Annotated in this window: 19 protein-coding genes; 5 read left to right on the top strand and 14 right to left on the bottom strand. The window is 58.8% G+C overall.

The features are described 5' to 3' along the window. Positions 1-248: 248 nt before the first annotated feature. Together aspS and hisS are read right to left on the bottom strand one after the other, a co-directional pair. Complete coding sequence (gene aspS / locus G1C95_RS04040; protein ID WP_169171673.1) at positions 249-2,045, bottom strand: aspartate--tRNA ligase; 1,797 nt, start codon at positions 2,043-2,045, stop codon at positions 249-251. Between the two features lie 31 nt (positions 2,046-2,076). Then, positions 2,077-3,480: a histidine--tRNA ligase gene (gene hisS, locus G1C95_RS04045; RefSeq protein ID WP_169171674.1), complete on the bottom strand. Its 1,404-nt coding sequence runs from the start codon at positions 3,478-3,480 to the stop codon at positions 2,077-2,079. 102 nt (positions 3,481-3,582) lie between these two features. Between hisS and G1C95_RS04050 the strand changes: the two genes are divergently transcribed. Beyond that, positions 3,583-5,055, top strand: coding sequence for a DUF349 domain-containing protein (locus G1C95_RS04050; RefSeq protein ID WP_169171675.1), 1,473 nt, complete (start codon positions 3,583-3,585; stop codon positions 5,053-5,055). A 98-nt stretch (positions 5,056-5,153) separates the two neighbouring features. Here the strand turns inward: G1C95_RS04050 and G1C95_RS04055 are convergent, their stop codons facing one another. The 3 genes from G1C95_RS04055 to G1C95_RS04065 form a co-directional block, all read right to left on the bottom strand. After that, positions 5,154-5,903: a creatininase gene (locus G1C95_RS04055; RefSeq protein WP_169171850.1), complete on the bottom strand. Its 750-nt coding sequence runs from the start codon at positions 5,901-5,903 to the stop codon at positions 5,154-5,156. Between the two features lie 106 nt (positions 5,904-6,009). Further along, positions 6,010-7,296 (bottom strand): MFS transporter, encoded by a 1,287-nt coding sequence (locus tag G1C95_RS04060; RefSeq protein WP_169171851.1) that lies wholly within the window; start codon positions 7,294-7,296, stop codon positions 6,010-6,012. Between the two features lie 246 nt (positions 7,297-7,542). After that, positions 7,543-9,054 (bottom strand): PucR family transcriptional regulator, encoded by a 1,512-nt coding sequence (locus G1C95_RS04065; RefSeq protein WP_169171676.1) that lies wholly within the window; start codon positions 9,052-9,054, stop codon positions 7,543-7,545. Between the two features lie 171 nt (positions 9,055-9,225). On the opposite strand from G1C95_RS04065, the gene G1C95_RS04070 reads away from it, so the two are divergent. Then, a complete protein-coding gene (locus tag G1C95_RS04070; RefSeq protein ID WP_169171677.1) occupies positions 9,226-10,548 on the top strand; it encodes an amidohydrolase family protein in 1,323 nt (440 codons plus the stop codon). A gap of 116 nt (positions 10,549-10,664) precedes the next feature. On the opposite strand, the gene G1C95_RS04075 is transcribed toward G1C95_RS04070, so the two are convergent. After that, a complete protein-coding gene (locus G1C95_RS04075) occupies positions 10,665-13,259 on the bottom strand; it encodes an ATP-dependent Clp protease ATP-binding subunit (protein ID WP_169171678.1) in 2,595 nt (864 codons plus the stop codon). Between the two features lie 154 nt (positions 13,260-13,413). Between G1C95_RS04075 and G1C95_RS04080 the strand changes: the two genes are divergently transcribed. Beyond that, positions 13,414-14,376 carry a universal stress protein gene (locus G1C95_RS04080; protein WP_169171679.1) on the top strand — a complete coding sequence of 321 codons (963 nt, stop codon included), beginning with the start codon at positions 13,414-13,416 and terminating at the stop codon, positions 14,374-14,376. An 80-nt stretch (positions 14,377-14,456) separates the two neighbouring features. Here the strand turns inward: G1C95_RS04080 and G1C95_RS04085 are convergent, their stop codons facing one another. The 5 genes from G1C95_RS04085 to G1C95_RS04105 form a co-directional block, all read right to left on the bottom strand. Continuing rightward, on the bottom strand, positions 14,457-15,782 hold the full coding sequence (locus tag G1C95_RS04085; RefSeq protein ID WP_169171680.1) for a DUF3027 domain-containing protein: 1,326 nt from the start codon (positions 15,780-15,782) through the stop codon (positions 14,457-14,459). A gap of 13 nt (positions 15,783-15,795) precedes the next feature. Beyond that, positions 15,796-16,185: a cold-shock protein gene (locus tag G1C95_RS04090; RefSeq protein WP_169171681.1), complete on the bottom strand. Its 390-nt coding sequence runs from the start codon at positions 16,183-16,185 to the stop codon at positions 15,796-15,798. 121 nt (positions 16,186-16,306) lie between these two features. Next, complete coding sequence (locus G1C95_RS04095; protein WP_169171682.1) at positions 16,307-18,262, bottom strand: sensor histidine kinase; 1,956 nt, start codon at positions 18,260-18,262, stop codon at positions 16,307-16,309. A gap of 42 nt (positions 18,263-18,304) precedes the next feature. Continuing rightward, on the bottom strand, positions 18,305-19,036 hold the full coding sequence (locus G1C95_RS04100; protein ID WP_169171683.1) for a response regulator transcription factor: 732 nt from the start codon (positions 19,034-19,036) through the stop codon (positions 18,305-18,307). Between the two features lie 53 nt (positions 19,037-19,089). Further along, entirely contained in the window at positions 19,090-19,719 is a 630-nt protein-coding gene (locus G1C95_RS04105; RefSeq protein ID WP_169171852.1) for a TPM domain-containing protein, read from the bottom strand. 215 nt (positions 19,720-19,934) lie between these two features. On the opposite strand from G1C95_RS04105, the gene G1C95_RS04110 reads away from it, so the two are divergent. Then, positions 19,935-20,228, top strand: a complete 294-nt coding sequence (locus G1C95_RS04110) for a WXG100 family type VII secretion target (RefSeq protein WP_169171684.1) — start codon at positions 19,935-19,937, stop codon at positions 20,226-20,228. Positions 20,229-20,379: 151 nt separating this feature from the next. Here the strand turns inward: G1C95_RS04110 and groL are convergent, their stop codons facing one another. From groL to G1C95_RS04125, 3 genes are all read right to left on the bottom strand, one after another. Beyond that, positions 20,380-22,005 carry a chaperonin GroEL gene (gene groL / locus G1C95_RS04115; protein ID WP_169171685.1) on the bottom strand — a complete coding sequence of 542 codons (1,626 nt, stop codon included), beginning with the start codon at positions 22,003-22,005 and terminating at the stop codon, positions 20,380-20,382. Between the two features lie 244 nt (positions 22,006-22,249). Further along, positions 22,250-22,498 (bottom strand): cold-shock protein, encoded by a 249-nt coding sequence (locus G1C95_RS04120; RefSeq protein ID WP_169171686.1) that lies wholly within the window; start codon positions 22,496-22,498, stop codon positions 22,250-22,252. 188 nt (positions 22,499-22,686) lie between these two features. Beyond that, positions 22,687-23,430: a LytR C-terminal domain-containing protein gene (locus G1C95_RS04125; RefSeq protein ID WP_169171687.1), complete on the bottom strand. Its 744-nt coding sequence runs from the start codon at positions 23,428-23,430 to the stop codon at positions 22,687-22,689. A 140-nt stretch (positions 23,431-23,570) separates the two neighbouring features. Here G1C95_RS04125 and G1C95_RS04130 point away from each other — a divergent pair, with 140 nt between their 5' ends. Continuing rightward, the gene (locus G1C95_RS04130) at positions 23,571-24,275 is read left to right on the top strand and encodes a uracil-DNA glycosylase (protein WP_169171688.1); all 705 of its coding nucleotides are present in this window, start codon (positions 23,571-23,573) and stop codon (positions 24,273-24,275) included. Positions 24,276-24,285 lie beyond the last annotated feature (10 nt).

Consider the following 24,285-nt stretch of genomic DNA (forward strand, 5'->3'; position numbering starts at 1 on the left):
GTGGTCTCATATCTATCACGCTAGGCACATCATATGAAGAGCAAAGCCATGGTAGGCAAACGCACGGTAAACGTTCGGGCAATATCGTATATCGCGTTCATTGCCACGAGCGATTTAGTAACGGTTCAGCGACACTGCGACACAGCCATAGCAAAGAACCCCTCCGGATGGGAGGGGTTCGCAGACAATCTATTGCAACGCATCACATACGCAGGCACAGGGCATGCGCAGGGTCGTTGCGCTATAGACTACTCTTCTTCGTCGGGATCGTAGTCCACACCGGTTTCGGCGCGCTGTTCGGCCGAAATCGGGGCCGGAGCGCCGGTCAGCGGATCGCGGCCGCCACCGGCCTTCGGGAAGGCGATGACGTCACGGATGGAGTCGGCACCGGCGAGAATCGACACGGTACGATCCCAACCGAGGGCCAGGCCTGCGTGCGGCGGCGCACCGTACTTAAAGGCTTCAAGCAGGAATCCGAACTTGTCCTGGGCCTCTTCGGCGGAGATGCCGAGCACGTTCAGCACGCGATCCTGAATGTCGTCACGGTGGATACGCACCGAGCCGCCGCCCATTTCCTCGCCGTTGCACACGATGTCGTAGGAGTCAGACATGGCATGCTCAGGATCCTTGTCGAACTTGTCGATCCAATCCTTGCTCGGCATGGTGAAGGGGTGGTGCATGGAGGTCCACTTGGAGTGGCTGATCGAGTAATCGTCGTCATCCGGATCGTCGGTGGGCTTGAACAGGGGGAAGTCCACAACCCAGGTGAAGGCGAACTTCTTCGGGTCGAGCAGGCCTTCGCGACGGGCGAGCTCCACGCGCACCGCACCGAGCAGCAGCTGGGCGGATTCGCGCGAGCCAGCGCCGAAGAACACGGCATCGCCGGGCTCGGCACCCACGGCTTGCATCAGGCCATTGCGCTCTTCTTCCGACAGATTCTTGGCAACGGGGCCCTTGAGGGTGCCGTCGGCCTCGAACTGCACATAGGCAAGGCCCTTGGCACCACGCTGCTTGGCCCATTCCTGCCATGCGTCGAACTGGCGACGAGGCGTGTCAGCGCCGCCCTTAAACAGCACGGCACCCACGTACGGAGCCTGGAACACGCGGAACGGCGTGTTCTTGAAGTAATCGGTGAGCTCGACCAGCGGATTGCCGAAGCGCAGATCCGGCTTGTCGGAGCCGTACTTGTCCATCGCATCCTTCCAAGTGATGCGCGGCAGCGGCAGCTGAATCTCGTAGCCGGCGGACTTCCAGATGGCGGCGACGACCTTCTCGGTCATGGCCATCACATCTTCCTGATCCACGTAGGCCATCTCCATATCGAGCTGGGTGAACTCGGGCTGGCGATCGGCGCGGAAGTCCTCATCGCGGTAGCAGCGGGCGAGCTGGTAGTAGCGCTCCACGCCGGCGACCATCAGCAGCTGCTTCAACAGCTGCGGGGACTGCGGCAGGGCGTACCAGGAGCCGGGCACCAGACGGGCAGGCACCACGAAATCGCGGGCACCTTCCGGGGTGGACTTGATGAACGTCGGGGTTTCAACCTCGGTGAAGTCCATTTCCTCCAGCGCGTGACGGGCGGCCTTGGCCATGTCGGAACGCAGCTTCAGGTTGCGGGCCATGGAGGGGCGACGCAGATCGAGGTAGCGGTACTTGAGGCGGATATCCTCGCCGGGCAACTTGTTCTCGGACTCGTTCTCCAAAGCGGTGGACACCTGGAACGGCAGGGCATCGGACTTGGCGAGCACTTCGATGGTTTCGGCCACGACTTCGATTTTGCCGGTGGCCAGATGCTCGTTCTCGTTGCCTTCCGGGCGCAGGCGCACTTCGCCGGTGACCTGGATCACGAATTCGGAACGCAGCGGGCGGGCCATGTCTTCGTCATAGATCACGACCTGCACCAGGCCGGTGTTGTCGCGCAGATCGATGAAGGCCACGCCGCCGTGATCGCGGCGACGGTCAACCCAACCGGCAAGAGTGACCTTCTGGCCGACCAAAGCCTCAGTGACTTCGGTGGCATGATGTGTTCTGTAAGCCGTCTGGCTCATGCTTCCTCTTTCAGTTCTTTTCGTTGGAAAATCAATCGATTACCACGGTTTGCCGGGCAATAACAGTATCCGGCTCCCACGACGTGCAATCAGCGGGGGTTTGCTCGCCGGTGACGATGTTCTTCACCTCGTCGCCGCCCGTCTCGCCGCCTTCGACAGCAGAGCCGGGGAACCACACGTAGGGGATGCCGAGTTTGTCCGCATATTTGATCTGCTTGCCCAGCTTGGCGGCGGTGGGAGCCACGTCGGTGGCGATGCCACGGGCACGCAACGCGCCGGCGATGCGATTGGCGGCAGTGCGATCCTCTTCATTCCACACGGCCACAAGCACCACGGCAGGCGAAACACGGTTGGCGTGCGCACCGGCGGAGTGCAGCATGTAGCTCACCAGACGAGACAGGCCGATGGACAGACCCACGCCCGGATACTTGCGATTGCCCTGCGAGGCGAGATTATCGTAGCGGCCTCCCGAGCAGATGGAGCCCAGCGAAGCCGCACCGTCCAAGAAGGTTTCGTAGACGGAACCGGTGTAATAGTCGAGTCCACGGGCGATTTTCAGATCGGCGATCACCGAACCGGGGCGAATCGCAGCGGCTTCGTCCACAATCATGGCCAGCGTATCCAGGCCCTGACGTGCCAACGCATAGGATTCGTTGGTTTCGACGTCGGTAGCGATGCCGTGCTGGGCGCACAGTGCATCGAATTTTTCACTCAGCTCAGTGCCATTGGCGGCGGTCAGCTCGGCCAGTTCAAGGCAAGCGCGCGCCTGCGACTCGCTGGCACCGCATTCGTCAACCAAGAGCTTGGCCACTTCGTCGGCACCAATTTTGTCAAGCTTGTCGATTTCGCGCAACACGCCTTCGATGTCGCTCAGGCCCAGCCCACGATAGAAGCCCTCGGACAGCTTGCGGTTATTGGCATGCACGGTGGCCTTGGGCAGGCCGAACTCACGCAGCTGCTCCAAAGCCGAAACCATAACCAGCGGCAGCTCGACTTCATAGTGGTCAGGCAGATCGCCAGCACCGATCACATCGATATCGGCCTGCACGAACTCACGGAAGCGGCCCTCTTGCGGGCGCTCGCCACGCCAGACCTTTTGAATCTGCCAACGCTTGAACGGGAAGGCGAGATCGCCGGAATGTTCAACCACATACCGGCTCAGCGGCACGGTCAAATCGAAGTGCAAGCCGAGTCGATCCTCAATCGGGGTGTCGGATTCGTGCCCGACCTCCTGCAAACGGCTCAGCAGATAAATCTCTTTGCTGGTCTCTCCCTTTTTCAGCAGAGAAGCGCCTGTTTCCACCGCTCTGGTCTCAATGCCGATAAAACCATTGAGCTCAAAAACCTTACGAAGCGTATCGATGACACGCTGCTCCACGACACGTTCGGAGGGGAGCCACTCCGGGAATCCTGATATTGATGCACCTTTAGCCACGAAATCAATATAATAGGTGAGGGTTGCGTCAACACAACGCGAAATGCCGCGATGCGGAGCCGCTTCCACCACCTGACACACGCTTTGAAAAGGAGCTGACCTATGGCCGACGAAACCGTCACCGAAACCGAGAACACCGCTGCAGGCGAACCGCAGGCAACGACGCCCGCTAACGAACCGACTACGCCGGTCGCCGCAGCGCCGGCCAAGCCCGCAGCACCGAGCCCCGCGGCGATGGCCAAGCCGCATGCCCCCTCCCCTGCCGCATTCGCCAAGAAGACGCCGGCCGCCAAGCCGGCTGCAGCAGCTGCGGTATCCGCAGCCGCATATTCCGAGGCTGATGTCAAGGCAGCCGAAGCTTTCGGCCGCGTGGACGACAACGGCACCGTATTCGTGCGCGATGGCGAAGCCGAACGTGAGGTCGGCCAGTTCCCGGACGTCTCCAAGGAAGAGGCGCTGGGCCTGTATGCCCGCCGTTATCTGGATCTCAAGGCCAAGCTCGACCTGCTGGCCGGGCGTCTGAACGCCGCTGGCATCAAGGCTCGTGAAATCGACGAATCCCTGAAGCTTCTGGGTGAGGAAACCGCCTCCCCGGCTGTTGTGGGCGATCTGGCCGCGCTGAAGGCTCAGTTCGAAGCGCTGAAGGCCGCCGGCGAAGCCAAGAAGACTGAAATCTCCGAAGCTCGCAAGGCCGCCGTCGCCAAGGCGGTTGCCGAACGCACCGTTATCGTGGAGAAGGCCGAAGCCCTCGCCGCTTCCCTCGGCGACAACACCAACTGGCGCTCCACCGCCGATAAGTTCCGCGCTCTGTTCGATGAGTGGCAGAACCACCAGCGCACCACCGTGCGCATCGACAAGCCGGAAGCCGAAGCGCTGTGGAAGCGTTTCTCCGCCGCTCGCACCACGTTCAACCAGGCTCGCCGCAAGTGGGCGCAGGCGCGCGACAACGAGCGCACCCAGGCCAAGGACGTGAAGGAAGCGATTATCGCCGAAGCCAATGCGCTTAAGGATTCCACCGCTTGGGGCGAAACCTCCCGCAAGTTCAACGATCTGATGGATCGTTGGAAGAAGGCTGGCCGCGCCGGCCGCAACGAGGACGACGAGCTGTGGGCCAAGTTCCGCGAGGCCGCCGACACCTTCTTCAACGCTCGTCAGGCCGATCGTGACCAGATCAACACTTCCGAGAAGGAGAACCTCGCCAAGAAGGAAGAGCTGCTGGTCAAGGCCGAGGCTCTGGTACCGGTTAAGTCCGAAGCCGAAGCCAAGAAGGCACGTCAGGCACTGGCCGCCATCCAAGAGGAATGGGATCAGATCGGTTACGTGCCGCGCGATGACATGCGCCGCATCGAGAACCGTCTGGACGCCGTGGACAAGCAGATCAAGTCCGTTGAGGATGCCGCTTGGAAGCAGTCCGACCCTGAAGCCGATGCCCGCAAGTCCAGCTTCGAGGAGCAGCTGACCGCTCAGCTCAGCGAGCTTGATGCGAAGATCGCCGCCGAAACCGACGCGAAGAAGAAGGCCAAGCTCGAAGCCGAAAAGGCCACCAAGGAGCAGTGGCTGAACGCCATCAAGTAAGCGTCGCCTAAGCGAGTCGTAATCACATAAGGCAATCCCCTCAATCTCGTTGAAGATTGAGGGGATTGCCTTTATCTGGTCGCTGAATCAGATTCGTTTCACGCCACGTTCGGCCCGAACTCACGTTCGCAGATGCTTGCCACGGCTTCGACGCAGGCGTCCGCCATCAGCTTGCCACGCTCAGCGCTGGATCCGGCTGGACTGGCCAGACCACCATAGTCGGGCACATCGCCTGGCTTGACCGGGTAGCGCACGTAAGTTTTGGCTTCGGCGTTGCCCTTGTCGATAACACGATCCATATGCACAAGTTCCGGCTCATAGTGCATCATCAGGGATGTTTCGGTGACTGCGGCATGTTCCAACGCCCATCCGGGGAAGGACAGCCCATCAAACACCTGATCGACCACAGCTTGCGGCAGCGGATCCCACCAGTTGGTTTCCACGATGGTGGCTGCACCATTCGTTTCGCGGGTTACCAGATCGATGGCCTCCACAATGAACGCTTCGTTTTCGAAATGGGCGTTCATCACGAGGATTTTGGTGAATCCATCCGCCACCAGTTCGCTGAGCACGTCGTGCATGAGGTTGATAACCGTCACACCGTTCATGTCGATGGTGCCAGGGAACAGCGGGCCGCCACCGGAAGCCGGCTTTGACTTGTATCCATAGCACAGCGTGGGCATGACCACACCATCGATACGTTCGGCCACATCCTCAGCAATATGCTGTGCCAGCATCGCATCCACACCCATGGGCAGGTGCTGACTGTGCTGTTCCGTCGAGCCAATCGGCACGATTACCGGCTTGTCCTTGCATGCCGCGAATTGCGGCCATGTCATGTGATCCATACGACGAGTTGTCATGAGCTATGCTCCTTGTTGTGATTGATGTCACCCGTGGCATGAGGCTACGGCGTGATGGTTTCCGTTACGTTGCGCAATCAGATGCTTACGATCAGATGTGTTGCAAATCCTTGTCCGCGTTTTCGTGGGAGAGAATCATCGCCACCAAGGCAATGGCAGCCACAACAACCATGTACCATGCCGGCGCAATGGATGATCCAGTAAGCGCTATCAGTCCGGTAGCCACGAACGCGGACGTGCCACCAAAGATGGCATTGGCAAGGTTGAAGCTGAAAGCAAAGCCGGTGAAACGCACCGAAGTCGGGAAGGTTTCCGTCAAATAGCTGGACAGAGTGCCGTCGTTGGCCGTCAACGTCAGGCACATGGCCAGTTCAACGATCAGTACCGGCACGAATGAGGCAGTGTTCAGGATCAGGAACGCCGGCACAGTCAGTGCGATGAACGCTACACAGGCACCAATCAGCACCTTCTTGCGACCGAACTTATCGGAGATATGTCCCATGAAGAACACCATGAATACGTAGGAGACCAGGCAGACGGTGGTGATGGTGCCGGACTGGGCGACGTCCATGCCAACAGTGTCGGACAGGTACGTGGGCAGGTAGGTGAGCACGGCGTAGAAGCCGACCGCATTCAGCATGCAGGCACCAAAGCTGATGGCCAAAGCCTTGAAATGCTTGGAGAACAGTTCCTTCAGCGGTGCAAAGAAACCACCTTCAACCGCACTCTGCTTGGTATCCAACGCTTCAGACATGGACTGGTATACCGGGGAGTCGGCCAGCTTGGAGCGAATGTACAGCACCACCAAGCCCAGCGGGCCGGCCATCAGGAATGGAATACGCCATCCCCACCCGACCATGGCCGACTGCGTGAGATGGGTGGACATCATCGTGGCCAGGAAGGATCCGGCCAGCAGTCCGATTGATGTGGAGGCCGGAATCAGTGAGCAGTAAATACCACGCCTGTTAGTGGGCGCATACTCGCCGAGGAATGTGGCGGCACCAGCATATTCGCCGGATGCGGAGAAGCCTTGAATCATGCGCAGCACAAGTAGCAGGATGGGAGCGCCAACGCCGATCTGCGCGTAGGAGGGCAGGCATCCAATCAGGAATGATGCGCCGGACATGAACAGAATGGAGTGCGCCAACGCGGCCTTGCGGCCTTTCTTGTCGCCGTAGCTTCCCCAGAACAGGGCGCCGATCGGGCGCAGTATGAACGACAGTGCGAATACACCGAAGGTTTGCAGCATAGCCACCGTATGGTTGCCGGTGGGGAAGAACACCAGGGCGATGGTGGTGGCGAAATAGGAATAAGACGCGTAATCAAACCATTCGATAAAGTTGCCGAGAAAAGACGACACGGCGACTTTACGCACCATGGACTGTTCCTCGGATTCGGGACGTGAAGCAAATGTCTTGGTGGACACGAATGCGGCACTAGCTGTCATCGAAAACACCAACCTTTCCTCTCGGGCGGCGATCGGATGGATAACGTTTCGCCGCTGTTGATTCATGACTATGCCCATTCGCATTTGCCGAAACGTGAACCGCCGGTAAAACCGTCCCGGAGCATTTTGGACAGTTTGCCTAATGGCTCATCACGCCGAATGCACAACGATTCCAAGCTATGTATGGCTTGTGGTTGCGGCTATTTTGGCGGCAAGTAGCAGCATTGACCATGCTTGGCGGTCAGCAGGGTCAACACCGGTGATCAACGTCACTTTGTCCAGCCGGTTGTACAGGGTTTGCCTCTGGACACCCAATTGTTCACATGCACCGGTTTTGTTGTCGAGGTTGTCAAAGCAGGCGCACAAGGTGTCCAGCAATACACGATCTTGAATCAATGCCGTTCCCATGGCGCGGGCAATCAGCAATCGTGCGGCTTGGTCGGTGCGAGGCTGAGCGTACGCACAATCCAGCACGCTGGCAGCCACTGTGCGCAGCATGCCGGTTTCGCTTAATGCGGCATCGTCAACGCGATACAGTGCCAAAGCATCACGCAACGCGGCAAAGCTATCAATCAGATTCGGGCAGTCCACTGCGGTTCGCCCATCGATGATCAGCAGCCCTGCGAAACCTGCCAATGAGACCAATGCAGTATGGCAGCGAGCGTTGAACGCCGCAATCGATTCCGTCATATCAGTGGTGGCAAACCAGCCGAACATGGTATCGCCATCCAACAGGCATTCAATAGTCAGCCCTTGGCCGCCAATATCATCGAATACTGCGGAAACATGCGGCATACCATGCATCAAGGAACGCATGCGTATGGCGAACGGATGATAGATGCATGAAGCACCATATCCTAAACCGGCAAGCATGTCATGATCATCATGTGCTTCCAGGGGCGTTACATGTACACCATCTTGGGGCCCGGCCAGAAGATGTGCGAGCATACCGATGCGCACGCCGCCGTCAAGAAACAGTGAAGCCACTGGAGAGGCCACTTCCGCAATAAGATCGCAGGTTTGTTTGGTAAGCGGTTGCCCGCGTGAAGACATTTCCAAAGTGGCAATAGGGCGTTGCCGTTCCCGCAATGTGATGATGATGCTACGCTCCCCCGCTTGCAACGGCTGACCTGCTTGGGCTACCGGCAAACCTTCGGCATCGAACAGAGTGACGCTTTCGCTAAAGAGTTGCGCGATTGCCGAATTCAATGACTCGATGGACTCCACATGAGACAATCGTTCGCGCAACGCAGTGGACATAGTGTCCACCTCGACTTGGAACCGCATATGCTCACGCACAATCATGGTGTTGATGCTCTGGCATATATCCACGAATGGTATGCGCTTATGCAAACCGATAACCACCAGCCCACGCAAGCGTGCTTCGGCCAGCAATTCCTCCGGTACCTCATGCACCTGTTCAACAAGTTCCACCACCAAGGCACTGACCTGTGCTCGAACCAGAGAATCCACGTATTGAGCCAAATCCATGGACCACTGCTCACTGATAAAACGTTGCCCTTCAACGATCAGCAGCTCGCCGCCAGTCAGGAATGAGGCCACATCCTCGCGCTCATTGGTGAAAACCCATCGCACGGATGTATCCAGCAATGACTCCCCCGATTCCACCGTGGGATCGGCCTGCTGGAACCGGGCGTTGTTCAGCACGTCTTGAATAGTTACCGACATACATTCTGTCCATTCTGCGCATTACGACTTTCAACAGCGGGTAACATTGCCGCAAATCGTTATGCTGACAATAGTGGCCAAAGATTACGCAATCGCGGTGCGACGTAACCAGACGGACACATGCTTCCGTCGTTCATGCGCCCTACCGTGCAGTTCGGGATTGGAGACACTATGGGCATGCAACTATTTACCAACGCGCATATCGCCACTGGAGAGCCGGGAAGCACTGCCGCACAAACCGCGCCTGTACAGGATATTCTGGTGCAAGACGGCCGCTTCGTTGAATTCGGTGAGCATCTTGGCGAGCGCCTTGCCGCACAAGGTTGTGACAAACATGCCTTGGACGTAGTGGATCTGGGCGGCAAACTGGTATGTCCGCCATTCTGCGACACGCATTTGCATCTTGATTATGTGTTCACGGCTCGCAAGCCCGGTGCGGTTAACGAGTCCGGCACCCTATTCGAAGGCATTCAGCGTTGGAGCGAGACGAAGTCCGATCTGACCGTGGACGAGGTCAAGCATCGTGCGAAAATCGGTATTGCCAAAGAGATGCGTCATGGCGTGCAGTTCATTCGCACGCATGCCGATGTTACCGACCCGAACCTCACATCCTTGAAAGCTCTGCTGGAGCTGAAAGAAGAGCTCGCTGACACTGTCACCCTGCAAATCGTGAGTTTCCCCCAGGAGGGCATGTATTCCTATGAGGGGCCGCACGGTGAAACCGGCGCGGATTTGGTGGAGGAAGGCCTGAAGATGGGGGCCGACTGCGTGGGTGGTATTCCCCACTTTGAGCAGTGCCGTGAATTCGGCGAACGCTCGATGCATACGGTTGTGGAATTGGCATCCCGATACGGCAAACTCATTGACGTACACTGCGACGAAACCGACGATCCGAACTCGCGCTACGTGGAGCTGCTGGCGGCACTGGCATACAAGGCCGGCATCGGCGAGCGCACCACAGCCAGCCATACATGCTCGCTTGGTTCCACAGATAATGCCTATTTCTTCCATTTAACCAAGCTGCTGAAGGCTGCGAAATTGAACTTCGCGTGCGCACCCACCGAGAATCTGTACTTGCAGGGACGTCAGGATACGTTCCCGAAGCGTCGTGGTATCACGCGTGTCAAGGAGCTTACCGAGGCAGGCGTGAACGTATCGCTGGGCCAGGATTCCATGCAGGATCCTTGGTACCCGTTGGGCAACGGCAATATGATGCTGATTCTTGACTATGTGCTGCACTTGGCGCAGATGATGAGCTTCGAGGAAATCGATGATGCACTGAAGTTCCTCACTATCAATGGTGCCACTTCGCTGGGCATGCGTAACGAATACGGTCTGGAGCCGGGCAAGCCTGCGAACTTCATCGTGCTCGACGCCGATAGCGTGTTCAATGCGGTCTACGAGCGAGCCGACGTGCTGCGTTCGGTGCGTGCCGGTCACACGCTGTTCACCCGTACCACAACCATCGATACCGAACTCAACCTGTTGCGCTGATTCTTTCCGCACCGGTTGCTGCGTGCACGAGTTGTCGTACCATCCATGACAGTCCAATAAAAATGCCCAGCCAACAATATGGCTGGGCATTTCATATGACTGCTAGAACAGTTGCGTCAGGACTGCGCCTCATCAGTGGGCGCGGCATCCGTGTTCGCTGGTTCAGTCTCAGCCTCAGGCTTGTCCGCAGCTTCAGGCTCAGAGGAATCTGTGCCTTGGGTCGCCTCGCCTTGCGGCTCCTCGAACGCTTCACCCTTGAAGGTGAATTCGCCGAGAATGCCCTCGCCTTCGGCGTCGACCGTGACCTTCTGGCCGTCTTCGAGTTCGCCCATCAGAATCTTTTCGGAGATGGCATCCTCGATATCGCGCTGAATCACGCGGCGCAGCGGACGGGCGCCGAGCAGCGGGTCGAAGCCCTTCTGCGCGAGCAGATCCTTGGCGGCGTTGGTCAGTTCCAGCGACATGTGGCGATCGAACAGGCGGTCGTTGAGCTGCTTGACATCCAAATCAACGATCTGACGCACTTCGGGCTCGGTGAGCTGCTTGAAGACAATAATGTCATCCAAGCGGTTGAGGAACTCTGGGCGGAACTGCTGCTTCAATTCGCTGGAGACCTGATCCTTCATGCGCTGGTAGCTCGACTCGGTGTTCGCGCCCAGGTTGAAGCCAGTGTTGGCTGCCTTGGCGATATCGCGCGTACCGAGGTTGGTGGTCAGGATGATGATGGTGTTCTTGAAGTCCACCTTGCGTCCCTGACCATCGGTCAGGTGGCCATCGTCCAGCACCTGCAGCAGCGTGTTGAAGATGTCGGGGTGGGCCTTTTCGATCTCATCGAACAGCACCACGGAGAACGGCTTGCGACGCACCTTCTCGGTAAGTTCGCCACCCTCTTCATAGCCGACATATCCCGGAGGTGCACCGAAGAGACGCGAAGCAGCGTACTTTTCGGAGAACTCAGACATATCGACGCGGATCAACGCATCCTCATCGTCGAACAGGAATTCAGCGAGCGTCTTGGCCAGCTCGGTTTTACCCACGCCGGTGGGGCCGGCGAAGATGAACGAGCCGGAGGGACGCTTCGGATCCTTCAGCCCCACACGCGTACGGCGGATGGAGCGAGACAGTGCGGAAACCGCCTCATCCTGGCCGATGATGCGCTTGTGCAGCTCAGCTTCCATATTGAGCAGCTTCTTGGATTCGGCCTGAGTGAGCTTGAACACCGGGATGCCAGTGGTCGAGCTGATTACCTCAGCGATCACATCCTCATCCACCACCATCTTGACGTCGGATTCGCCCTCACGCCACGAGGTTTCCTTGGCCTTGCGATCGGCTTCCAGCTTCTCCTGGCTGTCGCGCAGTTCGGCGGCCTTTTCGAAGTCCTGGTTTTTGATGGCCTCGTCCTTTTCGGCGGCGAGCTTGGCGATTTTCTCGTCCAGCTCTTTGAGCTCGGGCGGGGCGGTCAGACGCTTGATACGCAGGCGTGCACCGGCCTCATCGATCAGATCGATGGCCTTATCCGGCAGATGACGATCCTGGATATAGCGCGAAGAGAGTTCGGCTGCGGACTGCAACGCACCATCGGTGATGGTCACATGATGATGGTTCTCGTAGCGCGAACGCAGACCCTTCAAAATCTCGATAGTTTCGGCGATGGTCGGCTCGTGCACCTGAATCGGCTGGAAACGACGCTCCAGTGCCGCGTCCTTCTCGATGTACTTGCGGTATTCGTCGGTGGTGGTCGCACCAATGGTCTGGAGTTCGCCACGCGCAAGCATCGGCTTCAACATGTCGGAGGCACCCAGCGCGCCATCGGCGGAACCGGCACCCACAATCGTGTGGATCTCGTCGATGAACAGCACAATATCGCCGCGGGTCTTGATTTCCTTCAACACCTTCTTCAGGCGCTCTTCGAAATCACCACGGTAGCGCGAACCGGCCACCATGGAGCCCAAATCCAGCGAGTAAACCTGCTTGCCCTTCAGGGTTTCAGGCACATCGCCGGCCTGGATTTTCTGAGCCAGGCCCTCGACCACGGCGGTTTTGCCGACGCCGGGCTCGCCGATCAGCACCGGATTGTTCTTGGTGCGGCGAGACAGCACCACCATAACGCGCTCGATTTCGTTGGTGCGCCCGATCACCGGATCCAGCTTGCCTTCGGCAGCCTCGGCGGTCAGGTTGCGGCCGAACTGGTCGAGAATGGCGGAACCGGACTTGTTTTGCTTATCAGCCACGCCACCGGCGTTCGCCAGCTCGCCCTTGCCGTCACCGGTGCCGGAGTTGCCGCGAATCATATCGATAGTCGCGCTTCTCAACTCACCCAGATCAACATCCATCTTGATCAGCACCTGGGTGCCCACGCCTTCGCCCTCGCGAATCAGACCGAGCAGAATATGCTCGGTGCCGATATAGCTGTGACCCAGCTGCAGAGCCTCGCGCAACGAAAATTCCAGCACCTGCTTGGCATGCGGAGTAAAGGGAATGTGCCCGTTCGGGGCCGCATTGCCCTTGCCGATCATCTCTTCAACCTGCTTGCGGGTGGCATCCAACTCGACGCCCTTCGAGGCGAGCGCCTTGGCGGCAACACCCTCGCCCTCGCGAATCAGGCCGAGCAGCAGGTGTTCGGTGCCGATGTAGTTGTGCTGGAGGGCTCGCGCCTCTTCCTGCGCCAACACGATCACGCGCCGCGCACGGTCGGTAAACCGTTCGAACATGCTTGTCCTTCCTCAATTGACATTCCGTTTTACTCTACCGATTTCGGGTGACGTTTATTCAGCTTGTTCCATGAATTGCGCTGTCAGAGGGAAAGAAAACGATATGCTGGTGTGATAGGACCAATCATCACCCATAGATAAAGGGAGGTATGTGATGAGCGAAACAACCAAGGCCGACATTGTCGTCGGTGTGGATGGTTCCGATGAATCCTTTGCAGCGTTGAAGTGGGCGCTGAAGGAGGCTGCACTAACCGGCCAGCATGTTAACGCCGTGTTCGGCTGGACGCATTCGTGGGACATGGGTTCCGAGCCGGACAGTGACGAGGCTTGGGCCAAAGTGCGCCATGAAATCGCCAACGAACTACGCGCCTGGGTGGATAAGGCTTCTGACGGCATCGACTTTGATCCGGCGAATCTGAAGCTCACGTCCGTGAAGGCGTCCGGTACTGCTGCCCTGCTGCAGATTGGCAAGGATGCACATCAGATTGTGGTGGGTCGCCGTTCGTTGGGCCGCGTGGCACGTTGGTTCATGGGTTCGCTGTCAGCTTCATTGGCTGAGGAGGCTCAGGTTCCGGTGACCGTGGTGCGCATTGCCGGCAGTGAGGATGAGACGGTGACCGATGCAATTGTCAACGCCCTGACTCCGGAAGATACGACTGTGCATTACACCCAGCCCAAGCCGCAGGTGGCTGCCGATGCCCGCCCGGCGGTGGTTGGTGTCGATGGGTCGGAGACTTCCCTGCATGCGCTCAAGTTCGCGTTGGATGAGGCGCAGGTGCATAATCGTGCGCTGAATGTCATGTTCTGCTGGCAGCTGAAGGATTTGGGCACTATCGCCGGCTACGAGAATGCCGTAGCTCCCGTGGAGGTTGGTCAGAAGCGCGCCGATGAGATTTTGGTCGAGCTTATGTCTAAAGTCGAGGTTCCGGCTGGAGTGAAGGTCACTACGAATGCCTTCCATATTCCCGCTTCCAAGGGCCTGATTGCAGCTTCGCGCTATGCCAGCCATCTTATCGTCGGCTCACGTGGCCTGTCCGGTTTGGATGCGCACTTCCTGGGTTCGGTCTCCAGGCAGATCGTAAACTTCGCCGAATGCACCGTCACCGTCGTGCACTAATCATGAACGACTGAAGATAAAAAAGTATCGGATTCGGTGCGTGAGAGAACGTCCGAATCCGATATTTCCAATACTGTGGATTATTCGGCAGATTCAGCGGATTCAGCCTCGGATTTGGCTTGGCGGAATTTCTCGATAAGATCCACCACGGCCTCCAATTCAGGGGCTATATCGTCGCTATGGTCGGGTTCGTCATCGTCGATGGGCTCGTCATCGTCTTCATCGTCGACGGTGGTATTGGCGATGATGTCCTCTTCCGTGGCTTCATCATCGTCTGGATCATCGTCGTCATCTGAATTGTCGTCATCCAGATCGTCAGCATCAATATCATCAATGCTTTCGATATCGTCAGCCGAATCATCAACGTCATCCGCATCGTCCGACGTGGCATCGAGATCCTCAGCTGCAACAGCGGTATCGCGCGCGGCAGACTCTTCGGACTGCTCGCCTTGCGTCGTCTGGGAGGCGGTGTTCTGGGCATCCTCCACCTTCTCGGCGCTCTGAGCCTCGGTATCTGCAGCATCTGCCAGAGCTTCGTTCTCAGCATCATCGGAAACGGCGGATTCCTCATCTTCCGCCAATGCTGACGCATCCGCCGCGGTTTTGTGCGGTTTGCGCATCACCACATCGATATGCAGGTCGTCGAATGCGGGCTTGGACTGCACCCACAGATGGCTGGGCTCCGGAGGCTCGATTTCGGAATGTTCACCGCAGCCATGGTCCAGAGAGACCACACGGCCATCGTCGGGGCTCCACTTGTTCGCGCACACGCCAAACATGCGATCCAATTCGCCGGCCAACGGCACGAAGAAGCCGCAGGTGGAGCATAGATTGCCATCCGCCGTTTTGGTGGACAGCGCCTTGGGCCCGCGCGGACCTTCATACCAACGTTTTGCAGCCTGCGCGCGACCCAACGAGCTCAAAACGTGACGTCGGGTGAGGCGAAAAGTCTCTACCGCGTCGTTCACATCTTCCAAGCTGGATTCGGCCACCTCGCCCGGCTCCATGCGTTCGTCGTCAGGATCGGTGCCAATCGAATCGGTGGGCGACAGGTCGGTGGGTTCCAGACGATCCTTCCAAGCAATCCACTTGGGCGGCAGCAACGCGCCCTCGGCGGGAATCAGCGAGGATTCGTTCACCGTCCAGGAATCCAGTTCACGGTCGTGATACATCGTCACCGACCACTGCCAGCCTTCATAACCGCGAATGTGCGCGGCGAAACGGAAATCGGTGACGTGATCCTCAAGCTGTGTTGAGGTGACGAAATCACCCACCTGATCGGGCTCGTCAACCACTTCCAGCAGCACGGCCTTTGCGATGGCCTGCGGATCCGGCGTCGCCGCGGCACCGCGGCTGACGTCAGATCCATCCGTTTCGATGGTGGTGGGTTCGATAGTATCGCTCATCGATTGATCCTGTTTATTCCTGTACGTCGAACTGATCCGCCACGGCGCGCAGCAATGTCGCCAGCTTCTTGCTTTCAGCGGCGGAGGGGTAACGGTGACGGCGCAGCGTGTTGCCGGCCGTATCCAGCATCTTAATAAGATCCTCGCAAATGGCGGCCATATCATCCGCCTTGGGGCGGGTGGCCTTGACCAGGCTGGGAGCGGAGGCGATGAGCGTGACGCCCATGGCCTGCGGGCCGCGGCGGCCATCCACCACGGAATATTCCACCTTGGCACCCTTACGCAGCGTGGTAGCACCAGCGGGCAGGGCCTGAGCCGGCATGAACACGTCCTTGCCTTCCTCACTGGTGATGAAGCCATATCCCTTGGCTGCGTCAAACCAACGAACTCGACCGGTGGGCATTGCAGACCTTCCTTCAACCTCGTCAAACGAATATAAACCAAAGATACAGTCTACCGCACCGGTCGTGACTGGCGCGCGTCCGGCTGAAAATCCTCGCTGCGCGAACCCGCAACGTCGGGCATTATTGCTGCTTGTTCGAGGAGAACCAGGATGTTTTGATCTTGCCGGTCTTGGTGTCGGTCTGTGCCGGCGCGGCCGGGGCGGCGATCTGATCCACGGGCAGCACCACGGTGAAGGTCAGGCCTCCCCCATTACTTGCCGTAGCGCAGATGAAGCCGTGATGCGCCTTGACCACGGATTGCACGATGGCCAGTCCTAGGCCAGTGCCGCCTGTTTGCCTGGCTCGTGAGGGGTCGGCGGTGTAGAAGCGTTCGAAAATGCGCGAACGGTTCTCGTCGGGCACGCCCGGACCATGATCCACGAACTGCAGCACAGCGTACCGATAGCCGGTTTGCATTGATGCGCCGACCTCGGCCGCTTCGATAAAGCGTCGCAACGAGGCATCGGTGGCAGACAGTCTGCCCAGTTCGCGCGGCTCGATGGCGGCGGGCAGAATGCCAAGCGCTGCTTCGGCGGGCGAATCGGCAGGGGTGTAACGGTGAATGTTACCCACAATATTGGTCACCACCTGACGCAGGCGCGAGGCATCGCCGGGCAGTGTGATTGCCGGCCAATCGCCATCGGCGAGAGTGAGCATAGCCGGATGATTGAGATCCTGCGACGGCACCAATGCGATATTCGTACGTTTGATCGCGCGGTCGGGATCAAGCGCATGCAAATCGTCCACGGCGTCCGTCAGCAGGGAGGTGAGGTTGACGGTGCCGGTCACATCGATGCCACGGCCTTCGTCCAAGCGTGCCAAGGAGAGCAGATCTTCGACCAGTACGGTCATGCGCTGGCTGGAGCGTTCGATATGCGCGATGGATTCGTCCGCACGCTCCAATGCCCCCGGCATGTCCCGCTGCATCTTATACAGCTCGGCATACCCATGGATGGCGGCCAACGGGGTGCGCAGCTCATGGCTAGCATCGGAGACGAACTGTTTCATCTTGTCGGTGGTGTCTTGTTGCTCATGGAAGCTGGTTTCGATGCGTGCAAGCATCGTGTTCAGTGAGGCCGCCAAGGAACCGACTTCGGTGTTTTCCGGAGCGGAGGGGATGCGCTGGCTTAAGTCTCCGGCGGCGATTTTCGCGGCGGTTTTCTCCATACGCTTCAGCGGGCTCATCGTGTGCTGAATAATCAGCGTGGCCAGGGAACCGGCGAGCAGCACCACGGCGACACCGACGATGATGCAGTAGCGGGTAAGCGTGTTGATGGTGTCGATCTGGTCGTACAGCGACAAGCCGACATACACGATGCCTTTCACCTCGCCGCTTTTCAGCGTGTAATACGCCGCTATGATGCGCCATGGCGAATTGGCCGCGACAATGGTGTCATGATCGGCGTTCGGCGAAGGACTGGCCAGTGTGATGGTGACACCGCTGCCTGAATCCGGCAAGTCCGAGCCGGAATTGGCATCGGAATCCTTATCATTGTCGTTTCCAGAACCCGTGTCTCCACTGATACGCACGATCTGCCGGGCATGCGCCTGGGTGGTGAAGGGCTGGCCCAACGTAATGCCTTTGGTGTCACCATTGGAGGGCAACACCGGCACCGACACGATGCCGTCGTTGAGCTGTGGCATCAGCAGGTTGGCTGTCAGAGGATTGCCCTGACTATCTTTGGTGCCATCGGTGTATTGCAGCTGCACAAAATAGGAATTGGGGCTGGAGCTGGCGTTGCCGGCGTTCTGTTCCTGTTGTTTGACCAGATACTCGATGTTGTTGATTACCAGTTCGCTTTGCTGGATCAGCTGGTTGTCGGTTTTCTCCAGCATGTAGTTGCTCACCAGCGTGCGGATGGAAATGGAGATAACCGTAATGCCGATAAGCAGCACGCAGATGGTGCAGGCCACCAGCTTGCTGCTCAGCGACACACGGTCGAAGTGAGTGAAGAACTGGTTTTTCTTCTTCTCGTGATGCTCCTTGACGATTGTGGGCACTGGGGGCAAAGCGGGGTGGTTGCTGGGATGGTTCATGGCGGTCGATTATCTGGTCATTACTGGCACAAGGGCCGCAGGTTAGTTCTTGGGTTCGCGGATCATGTAGCCGATGCCACGCTTGGTTTCGATCAGCGGGGTAACCTTGCGTTTTTCGCCGTCCTCGCCGACATATTCGATACCATCGACCTTCTTACGCAAGTAGGAGATATAGCTTTCGACAATGGCTGCGTCGCCGCCCCAGTCGTATTGCCAAACATGGTCGAGAATCTGTGCCTTGGACAGCACACGGCCTTCATTGTCCATCAGGTAGCGCAGCAGCTTGTATTCGGTGGGGCTCAGATCAACGGGCTGGCCGGCGCGGGTGACGTCGTGGGAGTCCTCGTTGATTTCCAGATCGGCCACGCGAATAATCGGGTCGTCTTCGACCTGTTCGCGTGTACGCCTCAAAATCGCGCGGATGCGGGCCACGACCTCTTCCAGGCTGAAGGGCTTGGTCACGTAATCGTCGCCGCCTACGGTCAGGCCCATAACCTTGTCCTGCGTATCGTCGCGGGCGGTCAGGAACAGCACCGGCGCATCGATGCCTTCCTGGCGGATGCGACGGGTGACGGTGAAACCGTCGATGTCCGGGAGCATGACGTCCAACACAATCAGGTCGGGCTGCACTTTCTCGATGACTTCGATGGCTTCGGAGCCGGAGGCCGCGGTGTTCACTTCGAATCCAGCGAAGTGCAGTGAGGCAACCAGCAGTTCACGAATGGACGGCTCGTCGTCGACAACAACAATCGATGCTTCAATAGGCTTGCTCATGGTTTACAGATTGGCCCGTTTGACTGTAAGTTTCCTGAATGCCGCCTTGAAATTCAGCCGCGATGGCGGCCTTTCTTCGGCTTGGAGGCGGGCAAACCCTTGGCTTTGCGCCGACGGCGTATGCTCATCGTCACCACAATGACCACAATAAGCACCACCAGCACGCCTGCCATCACGGCAACGCCGATGATCACCGTTGTTGAACTGGTTGCGGTGGTTTTGGCTTTGGCGATTTCATCCATCATGGCCGTGGCCGCTCCGGCCCAGTTCGGCGTGCTTTCCATCAACGGCTTCTGAGCGGCGGCAGACAGCTCGTCAACGGTGCTTTGCTTTTTAAGCCATTCCTCAGAGTTGGATGAGACGGCCACTACCAGATTGCCGTCATTGGAAGCCACGGCCAGCATCACGGTATTGGGATCGGGGTCGGTGGATTCCAGCACGCTGGCGGCCCACTTTTGTGGAGTCTGCTCGCTGTTGAAGCTGGAAAGGAACAGCAGGTGCACATGCACGCCGGTTTCCTTTTCGGTGTTGTCGATGGCGTCGGAGACTTCGTTGACATGCGAGCCCAGCAGGTTTTCGGTGTCGGTGATGTTCTCGGTGATGGTGACGCCAGAACTGGTGCCGCTGTCGGAATTCGAACCGTCCGACGAGTTATCCCCATAGGCGTTTGGGGTTATCCACAGGCCGCTCAGCATAACCAGTGCAACCGCGCAAATGGCGCAAACAAGCCATTGGTATATGGCATTGAGGGGCTTGTTGGGGGTGGGCGCCGAACCTCGATGCACAGCGGTCGATTTTGCTTCCATTGAATTCGAGAATGCCATACGCTCCACATTAGCGGCCGGTGTTGGCATTGCCGGCCGTCACAGTAACGCTTCCCCATCGAAAGGAGTCAATGATGCCTCAGTATCAGGTGGATTCGGAACGGATCCAGTCGTCATCGGCCGCAGTGGCCGGTTCTGTCGCGCAAATTCGGCAGGCAGTCAGCGGCATGTACACCAATCTCAATGCGCTCCAAGAGGCATGGCGCGGCGGTGCCGCCACCCAATTCACTTCGGTGGTGGCGCAATGGCGTGCGGCTCAGCAGCAGATGGAGGCTTCGCTGGAATCCATTCAGCAATCGCTGGCCCAGGCCTCCTGCGTGTATGCGGATGCGGAGGCTGCGGCTTCGCGTCTGTTCGCTGTCGGCTGAGCATAACCATACAAAAAGGCTCTCGCACACTGAACTGCCTCCCATTTCTCGTGTCCAAAAAATGGGAGGCAGTTCACACGCGGTGCGAGAGCCTCTCAGCTATGCAGCCTTTAATTCAGCCTTTGTAAGGGCCTTATGGTCTACCGTTCGATCAGTAGCCCATGTCAGCGCCACCGGCCGGGGCAGCAGCCTTCGGCTCCGGCTTGTTGGCCACAACGGCCTCGGTGGTCAGGAACAGGCCAGCGATGGAGGCGGCGTTCTGCAGAGCGGAACGGGTCACCTTGACCGGGTCGGTCACGCCAGCGGCCAGCAGATCCTCGTAGGTGTTGGTGGCGGCGTTGAAGCCTTCGCCGTCGGGCAGCTCACGCACCTTGGCGATCACCACGTCGCCGGATTCGCCGGCGTTCTCGGCGATCTGCTTGATCGGGGCTTCGATGGCGCGGAACACGATGGCGGCACCGGTGGCCTCTTCGCCGGTCAGCGAGGTGACGGCCTCATCGGACTCGGCCTTCTTGGCAGCCTGAACGAGGGCCACGCCGCCGCCGGGCAGCAGGCCTTCCTCAATGGCGGCCTTGGCGTTGCGCACGGCATCCTCGATGCGGTGCTTGCGTTCCTTGGCCTCAACCTCGGTAGCAGCGCCAACCTTGATGACAGCCACGCCACCGGCCAGCTTGGCCAGGCGCTCCTGCAGCTTCTCACGATCGTAGTCGGAGTCGGTGTTCTCGATCTCGGCGCGGATCTGGGCCACGCGAGCATCGATATCTTCCTTGGCGCCAGCACCCTGCACGATGGTGGTCTCGTCCTTGGAGACGATGACCTTCTTGGCGTGGCCGAGCACGTCGACGTCGATGGAGTCGAGCTTCAGGCCCAGCTCATCGGAGACGACCTGAGCGCCGGTCAGGATGGCCATATCCTGCAGCATGGCCTTGCGGCGGTCGCCGAAGCCCGGAGCCTTGACGGCGCAGGACTTGAAGGTGCCACGGATGTTGTTAAGAATCAGGGTCGGCAGCGCTTCGCCGTCGACGTCCTCAGCGATGATCAGCAGCGGCTTGCCGGTCTTCATAACCAGCTCGGCCACGTGCACGATGTCCTGCTGGGAGCTCACCTTGCCGCTGGTCAGCAGGATGTACGGATCCTCGAGCACAGCGGTCTGGTCGTCAGCGTTGGTCACGAAGTAGGGGGCGATGTAGCCCTTGTCGAAGCGCATACCTTCGGTGAAGTCCAGATCCAGACCGAAGCGGTTGTTGTCCTCCACGGTCACGACGCCGTCCTGGCCAACCTTATCCAGAGCCTCAGCGATCTTCTCGCCGACCTCAGGGTCAGCGGCGGAGATGGTGGCGGTAGCAGCGATCTGGTCCTTGGTCTCCACATCCTTGGCAGCGGCGACCAGTTCCTTGACGATGACCTCGGCGGCCTTTTCGATGCCACGACGCAGGGCGATCGGGTTGGAGCCGGCGACCACGTTCTTCAGGCCCTCATGCACGAGAGACTGGGCCAGCACGGTAGCGGTGGTGGTGCCGTCGCCAGCGACGTCGTCGGTCTTCTTGGCGACTTCCTTGACCAGCTCGGCGCCAATGCGCTCGTACGGATCCTCAAGGTCGATTTCCTTGGCGATGGACACGCCATCGTTGGTGATGGTCGGCGCGCCGTAGGTCTTATCGAGCACGACGTTACGGCCCTTCGGGCCCAGGGTGACCTTGACAGTGTTGGCGAGCTGGTCGAGGCCGGCCAGCATGCCCTGACGAGCTTCCTCGTCGTAAGCAATGATCTTTGCCATGGTTGTTTTGTCCTCCAAATGGCTATATGGTCCGGTTTCCACCCGTGGGCGGTGAGACGTGGCGACCGGCCGTCAGCTGCCGATTATCACTCTCAACCCCCGAGTGCTAACAGCGACATTAGCACTCGATGCCGTCGAGTGCCAACATTGGTTTCGCCGATTGCGCTATGGGCATGAAAAAGCCCCGCCGGCACTATGAATGCCTGCGGGGCTGAAGTCTCCTGTACTTCAAGTCAGGGCCGACTCACGCCGTTGGATGCGTATGTTCCTCGCCGGAGGACAACTTGACGACGTTCTTCGCCTGCGTACCCTTGCCAGAGTCCGAGGGCGTATACTCCACACGATCGCCTTCATAGAGCATCTTGAACTTATTGGTGCTGCCGTCGTCCTTAATTTCCGCGTAGTGCACGAAGACGTCCTCGCCACCGCCGTCCGGCTGTATGAATCCGAACCCCTTCTTGGCAAGGAAGAACTTCACGATACCTTGTGCCATATCTGATCTTTCCTTTGTTCCCATAGGCATCGCGAATATGCTAGGGAACGTAGAAAGAACCGCATCGCGCTCCCCCTACCTCGCGACTATTGGTCAATAGTAGCCGTGGGTGAGGAACATTGCGACCAGCCGACCACACATTGGGCAGCAATGTGAGCACGCTCACATTGCCAACCGGCGTATTTGTGCTAGTTGAGCAGCACCACGGTAACCGGCGCGGCAATGCCGCTGGCCTGCTCTACCGTGCCGATGCCTAGCGTGGCGGCCACATCATCGGCGGTGGCCTTATCGGTTTCGTTCTGGTACCACACCACGGTGTAGCCAGGCAGGGTGCCGCCGCTGGGATTCATCGGAACGGCCGCCGTATAGCCTGCCTGCTGAAGCACGTCGGTCATCTGACCGGCGTATCCCTGAATACCGGTGGCGTTGATCACATTCACCTGCGTGCCCTTGTTCACCGTAGAGACCGGCGTGTCGTTTGCCTGCCCGTCAGCGGACTGGTCTGTGTTCTGACCATCGCTGTTACTCGCCGCAGCGTTGTCACCATCGGCGGTATTGGATTGAGCCGACGAATCTGACGTATTGGCGGAATCTGACGCATCGGTCTTATCGGCCTTATCAGCGTCGCTATCGGCATCATCCGCATCGCTGCCGGACTTCTTGGTGTCGGAATCATCGGAGGTCTTGGAGGTATTGGACTTGCCGGAAGCCTGCGACGTATTCGCCCACGGACCAGGCAGGTTGCGGTATTCGCCAGACACCGCCAACCACACACCCAAGCCGCACAGTGCCGCCACGACGATGACCACGATGAACGGCGTCATCCTGACCAGCAGAGGTCGCGAGCCGCGGTGAACGCCCACCGGCCCCCTTGGCGGATCGTCGAACACGTCCTGCTGGTACGATTCCCAGGTCACCTTGTCACGCGCCATAACAGCCCTTCTTTCATGCAAAACTATCCCCGAGTTTAACCGGCCAGACGTAAAACACCATATCGTGCCGCGTCCCATGCACCGGATATGCACGTTTACCATGGCCATCTGGCCGCACGGTAGCGCTACAGTGGGAAACCATGAGCGTCAAACCGTTAAGCGAACTGGTCGAGCCGGGCTGGGCCCAAGCTCTGGCGGATATGGAACCGACCATCCACCGCATGGGAGATTTTCTGCGCGCCGAAAACGCGGCCGGCCGCCCTTGGCTGCCGGCAAGCCACAATGTGCTGCGGGCTTTCACCATCCCGCTGGATTCGATCAAAGTGCTGATCGTCGGACAGGATCCCTACCCCACGCCCGGCCACCCGGTGGGCTTAAGTTTCTGCGTGGCACCGAATGTGCGACCACTGCCCAAAAGCCTAATCAACATCTATAAGGAGCTGGTCGACGATCTCGGCGTGCCGATGCCTGCCAACGGCGATCTGACGCCGTGGACCGAACGCGGGGTTATGCTGCTCAACAGATGCCTGACTGTTGGCGTCGGACGCCCGAACTCGCATCAGGGCAAAGGATGGGAGGAAGTGACCGAGGCCGCCATCCGCGCACTCAACGCGCGCGTGGATCCGGCCACAGGCCGTCCCAAGCCGCTGGTGGCGATTCTGTGGGGGCGTAACGCGCAAAGCCTCGAACCGTTGCTCACCAACGCCGTTATTATCAAATCTCCACACCCCTCACCCTTGTCTGCCTCGCGTGGATTCTTCGGTTCCAAACCATTTTCACGTGCCAATCAGGCGTTGGAGAGCATGGGTGCCAGACCGATCGATTGGTCGCTGCCCGCGGCATAGATTCGGTGAT

This window comes from Bifidobacterium oedipodis, assembly GCF_012932425.1.
GTDB lineage: Bacteria > Actinomycetota > Actinomycetes > Actinomycetales > Bifidobacteriaceae > Bifidobacterium > Bifidobacterium oedipodis.